General features: G+C 42.2%; 14 protein-coding genes. 13 read left to right on the forward strand and 1 reads right to left on the reverse strand.

Annotated features, from left to right (window positions below; genetic code table 11):
• Positions 1-4 precede the first annotated feature (4 nt).
• The 12 genes from nuoE to AC1M9F_RS09570 all read left to right on the forward strand — a co-directional run bounded on the left by nuoE (position 5) and on the right by AC1M9F_RS09570 (position 13,882).
• The gene (nuoE, locus tag AC1M9F_RS09515; RefSeq protein ID WP_035267260.1) at positions 5-514 is read left to right on the forward strand and encodes an NADH-quinone oxidoreductase subunit NuoE; all 510 of its coding nucleotides are present in this window, start codon (positions 5-7) and stop codon (positions 512-514) included.
• Positions 511-1,842, forward strand: a complete 1,332-nt coding sequence (nuoF, locus tag AC1M9F_RS09520; RefSeq protein WP_481589066.1) for an NADH-quinone oxidoreductase subunit NuoF — start codon at positions 511-513, stop codon at positions 1,840-1,842. The genes nuoE and nuoF overlap by 4 nt, the downstream gene beginning before the upstream one ends.
• A gap of 11 nt (positions 1,843-1,853) precedes the next feature.
• On the forward strand, positions 1,854-4,532 hold the full coding sequence (nuoG, locus tag AC1M9F_RS09525; protein WP_035267264.1) for an NADH-quinone oxidoreductase subunit NuoG: 2,679 nt from the start codon (positions 1,854-1,856) through the stop codon (positions 4,530-4,532).
• 3 nt (positions 4,533-4,535) lie between these two features.
• The gene (nuoH, locus tag AC1M9F_RS09530; RefSeq protein WP_035267266.1) at positions 4,536-5,546 is read left to right on the forward strand and encodes an NADH-quinone oxidoreductase subunit NuoH; all 1,011 of its coding nucleotides are present in this window, start codon (positions 4,536-4,538) and stop codon (positions 5,544-5,546) included.
• Between the two features lie 18 nt (positions 5,547-5,564).
• The gene (nuoI, locus tag AC1M9F_RS09535; RefSeq protein WP_035267267.1) at positions 5,565-6,107 is read left to right on the forward strand and encodes an NADH-quinone oxidoreductase subunit NuoI; all 543 of its coding nucleotides are present in this window, start codon (positions 5,565-5,567) and stop codon (positions 6,105-6,107) included.
• Positions 6,107-6,625 carry an NADH-quinone oxidoreductase subunit J gene (gene nuoJ, locus AC1M9F_RS09540; RefSeq protein WP_171076777.1) on the forward strand — a complete coding sequence of 173 codons (519 nt, stop codon included), beginning with the start codon at positions 6,107-6,109 and terminating at the stop codon, positions 6,623-6,625. Before nuoI ends, nuoJ begins: the two co-directional genes overlap by 1 nt.
• A complete protein-coding gene (nuoK, locus tag AC1M9F_RS09545; RefSeq protein WP_004695395.1) occupies positions 6,625-6,933 on the forward strand; it encodes an NADH-quinone oxidoreductase subunit NuoK in 309 nt (102 codons plus the stop codon). The genes nuoJ and nuoK overlap by 1 nt, the downstream gene beginning before the upstream one ends.
• Positions 6,930-8,825 (forward strand): NADH-quinone oxidoreductase subunit L, encoded by a 1,896-nt coding sequence (gene nuoL, locus AC1M9F_RS09550; protein ID WP_481597638.1) that lies wholly within the window; start codon positions 6,930-6,932, stop codon positions 8,823-8,825. The genes nuoK and nuoL overlap by 4 nt, the downstream gene beginning before the upstream one ends.
• 1 nt (position 8,826) lies before the next feature.
• A complete protein-coding gene (gene nuoM / locus AC1M9F_RS09555; protein ID WP_092766950.1) occupies positions 8,827-10,446 on the forward strand; it encodes an NADH-quinone oxidoreductase subunit M in 1,620 nt (539 codons plus the stop codon).
• Positions 10,447-10,449: 3 nt separating this feature from the next.
• Positions 10,450-12,006, forward strand: coding sequence for an NADH-quinone oxidoreductase subunit NuoN (gene nuoN / locus AC1M9F_RS09560; RefSeq protein ID WP_481589068.1), 1,557 nt, complete (start codon positions 10,450-10,452; stop codon positions 12,004-12,006).
• A gap of 132 nt (positions 12,007-12,138) precedes the next feature.
• Positions 12,139-12,774: a uracil phosphoribosyltransferase gene (upp, locus tag AC1M9F_RS09565; protein WP_035267277.1), complete on the forward strand. Its 636-nt coding sequence runs from the start codon at positions 12,139-12,141 to the stop codon at positions 12,772-12,774.
• Positions 12,775-12,892: 118 nt separating this feature from the next.
• Entirely contained in the window at positions 12,893-13,882 is a 990-nt protein-coding gene (locus AC1M9F_RS09570; protein ID WP_481597639.1) for a hypothetical protein, read from the forward strand.
• Between the two features lie 27 nt (positions 13,883-13,909).
• On the opposite strand, the gene gigC is transcribed toward AC1M9F_RS09570, so the two are convergent.
• Entirely contained in the window at positions 13,910-14,788 is an 879-nt protein-coding gene (gene gigC / locus AC1M9F_RS09575) for a LysR family transcriptional regulator GigC (protein ID WP_481587293.1), read from the reverse strand.
• Positions 14,789-14,872: 84 nt separating this feature from the next.
• On the opposite strand from gigC, the gene AC1M9F_RS09580 reads away from it, so the two are divergent.
• Positions 14,873-15,634: a ferredoxin--NADP reductase gene (locus AC1M9F_RS09580; protein WP_481597640.1), complete on the forward strand. Its 762-nt coding sequence runs from the start codon at positions 14,873-14,875 to the stop codon at positions 15,632-15,634.
• The last annotated feature ends 41 nt before the right edge of the window (positions 15,635-15,675 follow it).

Genomic DNA, 15,675 nt, shown 5'->3' on the forward strand with positions numbered 1-15,675 from the left:
CATTATGATGATTTTGACTGATAAAAAGCCACGTGTGAATGTCGAAGGGATTTTAACTGCGGAAGAAATCCACGAAATCGAGCATCACATTGGTCATTACCCATACCCACGTGCGGCATGTTTAGATGCGCTTAAATGTGTTCAACGTCGTAATGGTTGGGTGGATGATGCGCAAATGAATGCGATTGCGCAGATGTTGTCAATGAGCCTTGCTGATTTGGAAGGTGTGGCAACATTCTATAACCGTATTTACCGCCAGCCAGTAGGTCGCAACGTAATTTTGCTTTGTGATTCTATTGCTTGCTTCTTGATGGGTGCAGAAACTTTAGCAGAAGCATTCCAACGCGAACTCGGGATTTCATTTGGTCAAACGACTGCTGATGGTCGTTTTACTTTGCTCCCGATTTGCTGTTTAGGAAACTGTGATAAGGGTCCAACCTTGATGATTAATGAAGATACTCACGGCCTAGTAGAAGTTTCTTCAGTGAAACAGTTATTGGAGAAGTATGTATGAATACTGAACCAAAACCGATTTATGGCGACGGTAACCCAGAAACTCACCCATTAACATGGCGTTTGAGCAAGCAAGAATTTGTTCATAGTGTAGAAGACTATGAATCTCTTGACGGGTATGAGGGTTTCAAGAAAGCACTCACAATGCCGCCTAAAGATGTATTGGAAATCATTAAAGCAGCGACTGTGAAAGGTCGTGGTGGTGCTGGTTTCCCTGCAGGGATTAAATGGTCGCTCATGGCACCAAATGACAATTCAGGTCCTCGTTACTTGATTTGTAATGCCGATGAGATGGAACCAGGTACATTCAAAGACCGTCTGTTGATGGAAAAACTTCCTCATCAATTGATCGAAGGGATGTTAATTGCAGGTTATACACTTGAAGCAACCCATGGTTATATCTTTATCCGTGGTGAATACATCGAAGCTGCGAAGTATTTGAACCAAGCTTTAGAACAAATTCGTGCCAAAGGCTACTTGGGTGAAAACATCCTTGGTTCTGGCTGGAACTTTGAACTACATGTGCATACTGGTGCGGGTCGTTATATCTGTGGTGAAGAAACTGCATTGATTAACTCGCTTGAAGGTCGCCGTGCAAATCCACGTACAAAACCACCATTCCCGCAAGTTGCAGGTGCTTGGGGTCGTCCTACGATTGTGAACAACGTAGAGACTTACAATAACTTACCAGCAATTATGCTACGTGGTCCTGAGTGGTATATCAATTTATCTGCAGGTAAGTCGAAAGATCCTGGCACAAAAATTTATGGTGCATCAGGTAAAGTGAAATTCCCTGGTCTTTGGGAGCTTCCATTTGGTACAACTGCTCGTGAAGTGATTGAAGAACATGCGGGTGGTATGCGTGATGGCTTAAAACTTAAAGCATGGTTACCAGGTGGTGCATCAACTGACTTTTTGGCAGCTGAACACATCGATCTTCCAATGGATGCGGAAAGCATCATGAAAGCAGGTTCGCGTTTAGGTACGTGTTTGCTCATGGTAGTTGATGAAACTCAATGTATGGTTTCAGCAACACGTAACTTAGAAGAATTCTTTGCGCGTGAATCATGTGGTTTCTGTACACCATGTCGTGATGGTTTACCTTGGGCGGTGAAAGCGCTTAAAGCACTTGAAGATGGTACAGGCAAGAAAGAAGACATCGATCATTTGCAAGAGCTTACACGTAAGCTTTGGATTGGTAAGACTTTCTGTGCTCACGCTCCTGGTGCTATGGAACCACTCATGGGTGCACTCAAATATTTCCGTGGCGAATTTGAAGCAAAAGTGGTGAATGCCGCTGCTCAAGTTAGCAACGTAGAACAAGCTTAAGGAATTCGACTATGGCTACAATTCATGTCGATGGCAAATCGTATGAAGTCAATGGCTCAGAGAACTTGCTACAAGCATGCTTGTCTTTGGGTATTGATATCCCGTACTTTTGTTGGCATCCATCCTTAGGTTCTGTCGGTTCTTGCCGTCAATGTGCTGTAACTCAATACGCGAATCCAGAAGATACTCGCGGTCGTTTAGTTATGTCATGTATGACACCTGCAGCTGACAATACCTACATCTCGATTGAAGACAAAGAAGCAAAAGATTTCCGTGCATCTATTGTTGAATTCTTGATGACGAACCACCCACATGACTGTCCAGTCTGTGAGGAAGGTGGTCATTGTCACCTTCAAGATATGACTGTGATGACACAACATGACCGTCGTCGTTACCGTTTCACGAAACGTACGCATTACAACCAAGAACTTGGTTCGTTTATTGCGCATGAGATGAACCGTTGTATCGCATGTTACCGTTGTGTTCGTTACTATAAAGACTACGCAGGTGGCACAGACTTCGGTGTATATGCAAACGCTTCACGTGTTTATTTTGGTCGTCCAGAATCAGGTACTTTAGAGTCTGAGTTCTCGGGTAACTTAACTGAAGTATGTCCGACGGGCGTATTCACAGACAAAACACACTCTGCACGTTATAACCGTAAATGGGACATGCAGTATGCGCCAAGCGTCTGCCAAGGCTGTTCTTCAGGTTGTAACATCTCTCCGGGTGAGCGTTATGGTGAATTACGTCGTGTAGAAAACCGTTTTAACGGTGAAGTCAACCAATACTTCCTGTGCGATAAAGGCCGTTTCGGTACGGGTTATGTGAACCGTGAAGACCGTCCACGTCAACCGCAATTCCGTTCAGGTAGCAATGTAGAGACTGTTTCAGTTGATACAGCGTTAGACACCGTGATTGAGAAAATCCAAGGCAAAAAAGTATTGGGTATTGGTTCTCCACGTGCATCTCTTGAGTCTAACTTTGCGCTTCGTGAATTGGTTGGACAAGCAAACTATTCAACAGGTATGTCTCAAAAAGAGCAAAACTTGGTTGAACTTGCTGCATCAATTATGCAAACCGAGGGTGTATATAACCCAGGTATGCGTGAAATTGAAAGTTACGATGCTGTCTTAATTCTCGGTGAAGATTTAACTCAAACTGCACCACGTATGGCATTGTCTGTACGTCAAGCTGCGAAAAACAAAGCCAAAGAAATGGCTGCAGAACGCCGTACACAAGAATGGTTGGCTGAGCCAGTACAACGTATTGCTCAAGACGAAAAATCACCAATTTATATCTTGGCTGCGACTCAAACACGTTTATCTGACGTAGCTACTGGTGAAGTCGTTGCTTCTCCAAATGATATCGCACGTTTAGGTTTTGCTGTTGCTGCGGCGGTGAAAGGTGAAAGTATTACCGGTTTAGAAGAAGATGCAAAAGCATTTGCTCAAACCATTGCTGACACTTTAAAAGCTGCAAAAAAACCATTGATTATCTCTGGTACAAGCTTGCAAGAAGCTGCAATTATGGAAGCTGCTGCACAAGTTGCACAGAATCTGGGTAATGCGGGTCTAACTTTGACTGTTCCTGAAGTGAACTCAATGGGCTTAGCAATCTTTGGCGGTAACAGCCTTGAGCAAGCATTTGCACAAGACTATGACACTGTCGTGATTGTAGAAAACGACCTTTATCGTCGTTTACCTGCAGTGCAAGTAGATGCTGCTTTGTCTGGTAAAGACGTGATCGTGCTTGACCATTCAGAAACTGAAACGGTGAAAAGAGCGAATATCGTTCTTTCTGCAGCGAGCTTTGCTGAAGGTGACGGTACTGTGGTATCTCAAGAAGGCCGTGCACAACGTTTCTATCAAGTATATGACCCAAGTTACTACAAACCAGAACTTGCGATCAAAGAATCTTGGCGTTGGTTACATGCCATTGAAACTGGCGTGAAAGGCAAAGCAATTTCTTGGACTGTGCTTGATGATGTCATCGAATCAGTTGCCAAGAATGTACCTGCGCTTGAAGCGATTCAAGATGTAGCACCAGATGCAGGATTCCGTGTCCATGGTCTTAAAGTGGCACGTGAACCACGTCGTTACTCTGGTCGTACTTCACTTCGTGCGCCGTTATCTGTCCATGAGCCTAAACAACCAACTGATCAAGACTCTGCATTAACATTCTCTATGGAAGGTTATGTCGGGAACCAAACGCCGTCAGCGTTAGTTCCATTTGCATGGTCAGCAGGTTGGAACTCGCCACAAGCTTGGAATAAGTTCCAAGAATCAGTGGGCGGTTCTTTAAAAGGTGGTGATTCAGGTATTCGTTTATTTGATCGCCTTGCGAAATTACCAGCACGCACATACGTTGCACCAGCACCAGTTCTTGTAAATGCTGAGAGTTTCCGCCTTGTTCCAATGCATCATATTTTTGGTTCTGGTGAATTCACAGTGAAAACACCTGCAATGGAGTCTCGTATTCCAGAAGCGGTATTTGCAGTGGGTGAGCAAGATGCAGCGCGCTTGAATGTGAAAGACGGCCAAAACATTACTGTGAAAGCAGGTGAGGCTTCGATCGTTCTTCCTGTTCAAGTCATTGAATATTTACCTACAGGTTATATTGGTTACCCAATTGGTCTCGCGCCAACGGTATCGTTAGCTGAGCCTGTATCAGTCGCGGTAGGAGCATAATTCATGGAACAAGAATTAATCCGTCAAACGCCGCTTTGGGCTGAGAACTGGCCAATTGCCTACTCTGTAGTTCAAGCGATTGTGATCTTGCTCGTTGTAGTTTTGATTGCTGCGTTGATGTCTTTCATTGAGCGTCGTTTACTTGGCTTATGGCAAGACCGTTATGGTCCAAACCGTGTAGGTCCTGGGGGGATGTTCCAGATTGTTGCCGACATGCTGAAGATCATGTTCAAAGAAGACTGGACACCAAAGTTTGCAGATAAATTGACTTTCCGTTTAGCTCCAGCAGTTGCAATGGCAACTGCGGTGTTATCGTTCATGGTTATCCCTGTATCACCTTATTTAGGTGTTGCAGACATGAGTATCGGTCTATTGTTCTTTATGGCAATGGCGGGTATTGCAGTGTATGCAGTTTTATTTGGTGGTTGGTCATCAAACAACAAATATGCATTACTCGGTGGTCTTCGTTCAGCAGCGCAAACGATTTCTTATGAGGTCTTCTTAGGTATTTCGTTGATGGGTGTGGTTGCAATTGCAGGCTCATTCAACATGCGTGAAATCGTAGAAGCTCAAAAAGATGTATGGTTTGTCATTCCACAATTCTTAGGTTTCCTCATCTTCGTGGTTGCAGGTGTTGCGGTAACGCATCGTCACCCATTTGACCAACCAGAAGCGGAACAAGAATTGGCGGAAGGTTACCATGTCGAATATGGTGGTATGAAATGGGGGATGTTCTTCGTTGCGGAATACGTCAACGTTGTCCTGATCTCAGCTTTGATCGTAACCTTATTCTTCGGTGGTTGGTTAGCACCATTTGGTCTAGATTTCCTACCTCCAGCATTTTGGTTCATGATTAAAACAGCATTCTTTGTGATGATGTTTGTCTTGGCACGTGGTTCATTAATGCGTCCACGTTATGACCAAGTGATGAACTTTGGTTGGAAGATTTGTTTGCCTTTAGCGTTGGTCAACTTGTTGGTGACTGGTGCTGTGATTCTGATGAATCAGGCCTAGGACAGCAGGGAGAACATTATGTATAAAATTCTAGCTGGGTTTGGGTCAATTGTACGTTCGTTGTGGATGGTATTCAGCCACGCAACACGTAAACGTGACACTATTTTATACCCTGAAGTTAAAGCTGAAGAAATCGTTCCACCACGATTCCGTGGCCGTATCGTATTGACACGTGACCCAGATGGTGAAGAGCGTTGTGTAGCTTGTAACTTGTGTGCTGTAGCTTGCCCTGTTGGCTGTATTTCATTACAGAAAGCTGAAAAAGAAGATGGTCGTTGGTATCCGGAATTTTTCCGTATCAACTTTTCTCGTTGTATTTTCTGCGGTATGTGTGAAGAAGCATGTCCTACAACTGCTATTCAGATGACACCTGATTTCGAACTCAGTGAATACGTTCGTCAAGACTTAGTTTATGAGAAAGAAAACTTGCTCATTTCTGGTCCTGGTAAATATCCAGACTATAACTTCTACCGTGTAACTGGTATGGCTGTAGCTGGTAAAGACAAAGGTCAGGCTCAGCGTGAAAGCGCACCTGTCGATGTACGGAGCTTATTACCATGATGTGGCCATTTTATTTGATGGCACTTGTGGCCATCGTTTCTACGGTTCGTGTTGTGACTAATGCGAATCCAGTACACGCACTTTTAAGCTTAATCGTTTCGTTACTTGCAGTTGCTGGTATGTTCATGATCGTTGGTGCACCATTTGCAGGTGCACTTGAGATTATTGTTTACGCTGGTGCAATTATGGTTCTTTTCGTCTTCGTTGTGATGATGTTGAACCTTGGCTCTCAAACTGTTGAACAAGAACGTAAATGGTTAACATCTGATGCTTGGGCTTACCCTGCATTGATGAGCTTTTTAATGGGTCTGGTTTTAGTTTGGACAATGACTTCAGAGCACAGCATTTCTGGTCCTTTAATGGGTACAGAAGTTGTAGGCCCTAAAGAAGTTGGTCAAGCACTCTTTACACAATATTTATTATTGGTTGAAGTTGCCGCAATGTTATTGCTTGCTGCGTTAGTCGCTGCATTCCACTTAGGCAAACGTGAACCAAGTGCAGAAGAGGAAAAAGAATAATGGGTAATATCCCTTTAGAGCATGGTTTGATTGTTGCAACCATTCTTTTTGCACTCGGTTTCTACGGTGTAATGGTGCGACGCAACCTTCTATTTATGTTAATGAGCCTTGAGATCATGATGAATGCAGCAGCGCTTGCATTCGTCCTCGCTGGTAGTGCATGGGTGCAACCAGATGGTCAGATCATGTTTATCTTGATCTTAACGCTTGCTGCGGCAGAGGCGTGTATCGGGCTTGCGATCGTCCTTCAGTTCTATCATCGCTTCCATCATTTGGATGTAGATGCTGCTAGTGAGATGCGCGGATGAGTTTATTAGCATTAACCATATTATTTCCGCTCATTGGTTTTATCCTTTTAGCGGCAGGGCGTAATAAGCTTCCTGAAATTGTAGCTGCCATTATTGGTGTGGGTTCAGTTGGTCTTTCAGCACTATGTGCATTATTGGCTGGTATGAATTTCATCAACAGCGGTGAAACATCTCAAGTGACTCACCTTTGGACTTGGTTCAGTGTGGGTGGTTTTGAGCCAGGTATTAGCTTGCACTTAGATGGTTTATCTTTACTTATGCTTGGCATGATTACGGGTGTGGGTTTCTTAATTCATATCTTTGCATCATGGTATATGCGTGGTGAAGAAGACTTTGCACGTTTCTTCTCTTACTTCAACTTATTCGTAGCAAGCATGTTATTGCTTGTGTTGGGTGACAACCTTGCGTTGTTATTCTTAGGTTGGGAAGGTGTTGGTCTGTGCTCATACTTGCTGATTGGTTATTACTACCAAAATCCAGCAAATGGTGCTGCTGCAATTAAAGCATTCACCGTGACACGTATTGGTGACGTTTTCTTACTCATCGCATTATTCTTAATTTTCCAACAATTTGGAACATTGAATATTGCTGAAATCGTTGCTGCTGCGCCTGTGGTAATGACACAAAGCTCATCGTTAACCATTTGGACTGCATTAATGTTGTTCTTGGGTGCTGCAGGTAAATCTGCGCAAATCCCATTACAAACATGGTTAGCAGACGCGATGGCGGGTCCTACACCAGTATCTGCATTAATCCATGCTGCAACAATGGTAACAGCAGGTGTTTACCTATGCTGCCGTATGTTCTCTGTATTTGAAATGGCACCAGAAGTCATGGTGTTTATCTCAATCACAGGTGCGGTAACATTATTAGTTGCAGGTTTTGCTGCACTGGTTCAAACAGACATCAAACGTATTCTTGCTTACTCTACAATGAGTCAGCTTGGTTATATGTTTATGGCTGTAGGTGCTGAAGCATACCAAGCAGGCTTGTTCCACATGCTCACTCACGCATTCTTCAAAGCGTTGTTGTTCTTGTCATCAGGTGCGGTGATTCTTGCATACCATCACGAACAAAACATTTTCAAAATGGGTGGTTTGTTCAAGCGTAATAAATTCTTATTTGCTTGTTTCGCGATCGGTGGCGGTGCCTTAGCAGCGATTCCATTCTTAACGATTGGTTTCTTCTCAAAAGATGCAATCTTGGCGGCTGTGTGGACACAAAGTCATATCGCAGGCTTACCTGTATTCAATACATTGTATTGGGTCGGTGTTGCTGGTGCATTCTTAACGTCAATCTACACGTTCCGTTTAATTTGGATTGTGTTCTTTGGCGAAGAGAAAACGCCATATCACGAAATCAAAGGTGCAACTTACTGGGCTCCTTTAGCGATTCTTGCTGTCCTTTCTACAGGTTTGGCAATCGTACTTAAAGTGCCAGTCATGAGTATTCTTGATGCAGCACAAATCCCTGCATTTGTTATTCCTGAAGCGCTAGAAGCTGGTGCGCATGGTGCAGAATATGTCGCTATTGCAATCGCACTTGCTGGTTTAGCGGTTGGTGTTGTCTTATTTGCTTTTGCTTATAAAGCAGTTCAAGGTTTTGCTCGCACTTCATTGGGTGCTGGACTTGCAAATATCTGTCGTAATGCGCTTGGTTTCGATGCGTTATATGACCTCGTGTTTGTAAAACCTTACTTATTTATTGCAAAAATGATTGGTCGTGACCCGATTGATGGCGTATGGCTTGTATTGCCAGCGATTGTTAAAGGTGGTCATAGCTTCACTAGTTCACGTCAAACAGGCTCTTTGCGTGAGTACGCATCGAGCATGGCGTTCGGTATCGTGGTGATTATCATGATTCTGATCGTGACTCAGATCGTGGGGAAATAAGATGGAAAACATCAATAACTGGTATTTACCCGCGCTGATCCTCATTCCGTTCATTGCTGGTTTTATTTGTTGGGTCGTTGATAAATTAGATCAACACCTACCACGTTATATCGCACTTGTGGGTATGCTCATTACTTTGGGCATGACCGTTGCTTTATGGCAATCAGGTACCTACAGCTACCAAATTGGTGAAACTGTACCGACTTGGTCTGCAGAGTTCTATGTACCTTGGATTCAAACCCTTGGCATTAACATCCACTTAGCGGTGGATGGTCTTTCACTTCTAATGGTCGGTTTAACTGCTTTACTAGGTGTATTGGCGGTTGGCTGTTCTTGGGGTGAAATTCAGAAGAACGTTGGTTTCTTCCACTTAAACCTTTTATGGTCTTTAGGTGGCGTGATCGGTGTATTCTTGGCTGTTGATTTGTTCTTGTTCTTCTTCTTCTGGGAGATGATGCTCGTTCCAATCTACTTCTTGATTGCACTCTGGGGCCACAAAGGTGCTTCTGGTAAATCTCGTGTTTACGCTGCGACTAAATTCTTTATTTACACGCAGGTGGCTGGTCTGATCATGTTGATTGGTATCTTAGGTCTTGTGATCTACGGTTTCATGATGACAGATACAATCAGCTTCAGTTATAACCATTTACTCGCTGTTGCGAATACATTGGATGCTAACCCACAAACGTCATCAATTGCCTTTGCATTTATGATTTGTTTGTTTATTGGTTTTGCAGTCAAACTTCCTGTTTTCCCATTGCATGGTTGGTTACCAGACGCGCACGCACAAGCACCTACAGCAGGTTCTGTAGACCTTGCGGGTATCTTAATTAAGACAGCGGCTTACGGTTTACTTCGTTTCGTCATTCCATTCTTCCCAGTCGCTTCAGCGCAGTTTGCTGATGTAGCAATCATTTTCGGTTTAATCGGTATCTTCTACGGTGCTTGGTGTGCTTTCCAGCAAACCGATATGAAACGTTTGTTGGCGTATACGTCGATTTCACACATGGGCTTTGTTTTACTTGCAATCTACGCAGGTAACATCCTGACCTTCCAAGGTCTGATGGTCATGATGTTGGCTCACGGTTTATCGTCAGCAGCATTATTCATTATGTGTGGTCAAGTGTATGAGCGTCTTCACACACGTGATTTACGCTTGATGGGTGGTATTCGTGGTCAATTCCAGTATTTACCATTCTTCTTGATGTTCTTTATTGCTGCGCTTGTAGGTATCCCTGGCTTAGGTAACTTCATTGGTGAGTTCCTCATCTTGATGGGTGCATTTGCTCAATTCCCTACATTCACGATTATTGCTGCGATCAGCTTAGTATTTGCGGGTCTATATGGTTTAATCCTGATTCATAAAGCGTTATTTGGTGTGCCAAACGAAGAGCAAAAACAACACTATGCGAACCCATTAAAAGATCTTAATGCGCGTGAGCTTGGTATTTTGTTAATTTGTGCGTTCGGTCTGTTATGGCTTGGTTTGTATCCACAAAGCTTCCTTGATATTTCAGAATCAAGTTTGGCTTGGATTGCGAATAGCTACATTCCAGTACAAGAAGTAGTTGAAGTGGTTGAACAAGCCACAACTCAACTCGAAAATGTGGAGATGCAATAAGTCATGAACTTCACACTATCATTTTCTGAGCTAATGCCATTAGCTCCTGTGATGATTGTTGCTTTAACAGCAATCATCGTAATGATTTTGACTGCAATCAAACGTAATCATAATTTGATTGCGACAGTATCTGTTATCGGTCTTAACCTTGCATTGTTGAATATTCTATTCACGTTGTTTACAGGTTCTCAGATCTCACCAAATGTCATGAACCTATTTATGGTTGATGCTTTTGGTCTGTTCTATCAAGTGATTATTTTGATTGCTGCATTGGCTTGTTGCACACTGTCACATGCATATATCGAAACCTATAAAGATAATCGTGAAGAACTTTATCTATTAATGTTGATCTCTGTTTCAGGGGCAATGTTAATGGTAACAAGTTCACACTTTGCATCATTCTTCATTAGCTTAGAGTTAATGTCGATTCCAGTGTACGGTCTGATTGCTTATACCTACCAACGCGGTAAGTCACTCGAAGCGGGTATTAAATATCTTGTACTTTCTGCAACTGCTTCTGCAATGTTGTTGATGGGTATGGCTTATGTTTACTCAGTTCTAGGTTCATTATCATTTGCGGGTCAAGTGGATGATATGTTCTGGGCGTTAACTAAGTCTCAAGATCCTCAATTGATGATGGCGCTGCAATCTTATATTCCTCAATTTGGTGAGAAACTTACCACTGTATTTGGAATCTTAGGTCTTGGTTTAATCATCGCAGCTGTTGCATTTAAATTGTCTTTAGCGCCATTCCATAAATGGACGCCAGATGTGTATGCAGGTGCTCCAGCACCAATTGCAACATTCCTTGCTACTGTAGCTAAAGTTGCAATGATTGGTTTATTCGTACGTTACTTACTGTCTTCAGGTGTAATTGGTATCGAATCGATCAAAACGATTTTGATCGTCATTGCAGTGTTATCAATCTTGATTGGTAACATGCTTGCAGTGAAACAAGTGAACTTAAAACGTATTTTGGCATACTCGTCAATTGCGCATTTTGGTTACTTATTCCTTGCTGTTGTTACGACATCTTTCTTAAGCTTAACGTCAGTAAGTTTATATGTATTAACGTATGTATTAACGACGATTGGTGCGTTTGGTGCTGTAGCGTTGATGTCTAGCCCATACAACAACAATGACGAAGCAGAATCACTTGCAGACTACCGTGGTCTATTCTGGCGTCGTCCAGTATTGACGGCAACACTGACTGTGATGATGCTATCTCTTGCAGGTATTCCGTTAACTGCAGGCTTCATTGGTAAATTCATGCTGATCATGACAGTTGTGTCTGAAGCACATTGGTTCTTCGCTGCGATGATCATTGTGGGTTCTGGTATTGGTCTATACTATTACCTACGTGTCATGATCGTCATGTATATGACGCCACCAGACACTCCACGTATTGATGCTGATAAACATTGGGGTCAAAAAGTGGGTGGTATTATGGTATTGCTTGCTGCGCTTGCAGTGCTTGTAATCGGTGTATATCCAGATCCAGTCATTGCGATGGCAAATCAAGCACAATTGATCGCGCCATTACATATCGTTCTTCAATAGTTGATCGATTAATCTAAAAAAACTATTGTTGTTAACAAAAAAAGCCCTCATTCATTGAGGGCTTTTCTTATTTCTTATATTAAAAACATTTATAATAGACAGAATTTACATTTATGCTTCAGGTGTTCTCCCGTGCCAATCCAAGAAATTCGTCATCCGCTCATTCGTCATAAATTAGGTTTATTACGCCGTGCAGATATCAGCACGAAGAACTTCCGTGAGTTAGCGCAAGAAGTCACAATGTTACTGACTTATGAAGCAACCAAAGATTTACCTGTTGTAGATCACGAAATTAATGGCTGGAATGGGCCGGTGACAACCCAGCGTATTGCAGGTAAAAAAATTACTGTTGTACCAATTTTACGTGCTGGCATTGGTATGCTTGATGGTTTCTTAAATCTTATTCCAAGTGCAAAAGTTTCTGTTCTTGGTTTAGAGCGTGATGAGGAAACATTAGAAGCACGTACATACTATAAGAAATTGGTACCTGACGTACAAAACCGTATAGCGATGATTATTGATCCAATGCTTGCGACTGGATCATCATTGGTTGCTGCTATTGATGTCCTTAAAGCGAGTGGTTGTAAAGATATCCGAGTGATGGTTTTGGTTGCAGCACCAGAAGGTATTAAACGTGTGGAAGAAGCACATCCTGATGTTGTCATTTTTACCGCAGCTGTGGATAACGGTTTAAACGAGAATGGTTATATCGTTCCGGGTCTTGGGGACGCTGGCGATAAAATTTTTGGTTCTGTACAAAAAGATTAAAATTTGATTAAATTATAGAGGAGGCTAAGGCCTCCTTTTTTATTAAGATTTTGATTCAACGATAAATTTAAAAAAACTAATTACTAAGAATCAATCTTTTTTATGCTGGGGAAATAACATGTTTTACAGGGGTGTTTTACATTCGTACGACCCTGCATTGAAAGCAGGAATTATCAAAATCAATGATCATGATTTTGATGTACATTTCGTATTGAATGACATGGCAAATTCCAGTATCGCGCCTCAAATTGGTGAGCGTGTGAAATGTATCGTGGTCGATAAAGACGACCAACGTCATGCAAAATTTATCGTGCGGTTAGACAATAAACATGCACGCGTCGAACAACCCTTGAATCAACTTTTTTATCGTGCGCACGAAGATTTAGAAGGTGAGTCTAAGAAGTTTGAACAAGAGCTAGATGAGCTGATCGAAAAGCGTCTTGCAGATCAGGAAAGTAGGCTTTACTCACAAACACAAATCCAAGATTTTGAACTAAATTTTAATACACTGAGTAAAGAATCAATCGTGTTGGATGGTTCTGGTGCTGAACATCATGCAGATCAAGTTTCAGATCCAGTATCTAAAATTTCCTTAGGTGAACCTCTTGAGGAAGAGCAAATTAAAGAAATGCTCGAATCAAAGCCAAGTCGCCGTGTGCCAGTCTTAGATGAGTCAGCTGTCGTACCACTTACGAAAGTTCAACCTTTGAATGAGAGTGCGCCTGAAGAGAACGTAGATGATCATCTACCCGAGCCAACCTATGCAAAAGGGCGCCCACCAAAAGTTGTACGTAAAGAACTCCCTGATGTTAAAACGCATTTTCAATTAAAATTTAATGCGCAAAAATTCATTACGAGTTCGCGTGTTGATGAATTCGGAGCTGATAAAAAATCAAAGAAAAAAGCCAAGAAGATAAAAGATCCAAACAAGCAATTTAATCCATGGATATTTGCAAGTATTGTCCCTATTTTAGTGTTCATTAATCTGGGTGTTTGGGGATTTCAAAAATATGAGCAATACAGAGAAGAGCAAGACGCAAAAGCAAAAATTTATGCGGTAGAACAAGAACACATTATCAAAGAACAAAAGAAAGAAGCTGAGAAATAAAAAAGCTCCAATGAGGAGCTTTTTTTATTAAGCATCACAGAATTTCATAAAGGCTTTTAAACCAGGTCCCTGATATTTTTGACGGTGTACTAACATAAATAAAGGGCGTGTGAGTTGCCAGAACGGCGTTTCTAAAATCACCAGTTGCTGTTTCTCTCTTAATGGTTCAATGGCTAATTTTGAAATACATGACATGCCTAAACCACCAGCAACAATTTTCAAAATAGCTTCATTATGACCCAAAGTTAAACGAATATTGGCATTCGGTAAGTCTTGCAGGATTGCGTTGTCAAAGACTTCACGAGTCCCTGAACCTTCTTCACGTAAAATCCATTCAGCCTGTTTAAAGTCTTCAATGGTCAGAGGGCGGTCTAATTTCGCTAGGGGATGATCTGGTGAGCAACACACAGCAAGCTCATCATCACGCCAGTGGATCGATTGTAATTGAGGTAAGTGACATGAACCTTCGATAAGTGCTAAATCAAGTTGGAACTGATTAACAGCTTCAATCATTTGACGCGTATTGCCCACTTGAAGTTGCAAATGTGCTTGTGGTTGTAATTGAAGAAAATCAGCCATTAAATCAGGCATCAAATAATCACTAATGGTCAAAGTCGCCCCAATACGGAGATCAATACTTTGAAGCTCGCCTTTTGCCGCTTGTTCAAATGATTCACATCGACCTAAAATTTCAAGCGCCTGTGGGAGTAAAAAACGACCCAAGTCATTCAGTTGAAGTCGTTTTCCTAAGCGATCAAATAATGGTGCACCGAGACCATCTTCAAGATCTGCTAACGCCATACTTGCAGCACTTTGTGTGAGTCGTACAGCATCACTTGCTTTAGTTACCGTACCCTCTTGAGCGACAGCTACGAAAACAGCCAGTTGGCGTAATGTCATGCGCATGAATGAAGCCTTAATGTGAAAAAATATTAATAAATTATATTGTCATGCTACCATGAGCGCAGTCTGTCATGCCACGTAGAAATTATGTCAATTGAAAAATTTAGCGTAGAAAAAGTCCTTTCTGTACATCGTTGGACCAACACTTTATTTAGCTTTACCATGACGCGTCCCGCACATTTTAAATTTACCGCAGGGCAGTTCGCGCGTATTGGTTTGAAAGTTGGCGATGATTTAGTGGTACGTGCGTATTCTGTCGTTTCATCGCCTTTTGATGAAACCTTAGAATTCTTTTCAATTGTTGTACCAGATGGTGCTTTTACATCAAATTTACAACATCTGAAAGTTGGTGATGAACTTTATTTGGAAAAGATTCCTTATGGATTTTTGACGTTAGCACGTTACCAGTTACCTATGCCAAATGACCTGTGGTTATTGGCGACAGGCACGGGGCTCGCACCATTTATTTCTATGTTGCAAGACTTTGAAGTATGGCAAAAATATAAAAATATTCATTTGGTTTACAGTGTGAGAACAGCAAGTGAATTGGCTTACGTACACCGAATTCAGGAAGTCGCGGATACCTTTGGTGAAGGTCATACAGGATTTAAATTTGTGCCAATTATTACACGTGATCCAAATGCACCATTGCATGATCGATTGCCAGTATTGATCGAAAATAGAGCGTTAGAGAAAACCGTTGGTCTCGATTTTAATCCGCAAACGTCACATATCATGCTGTGTGGGAATCCCCAAATGGTTGAAGATACAAAAGAGGCACTGAAAGCCCGTGGCCTGACCATGAATCGCCGTGGTGAAGGAAATATTGCAGTAGAGAACTATTGGTAAGTCCTAATCACCCTCTCTCTTTGGGTGAGGGAATTACGGCA

Source organism: Acinetobacter sp. ANC_7504, from assembly GCF_056779995.1.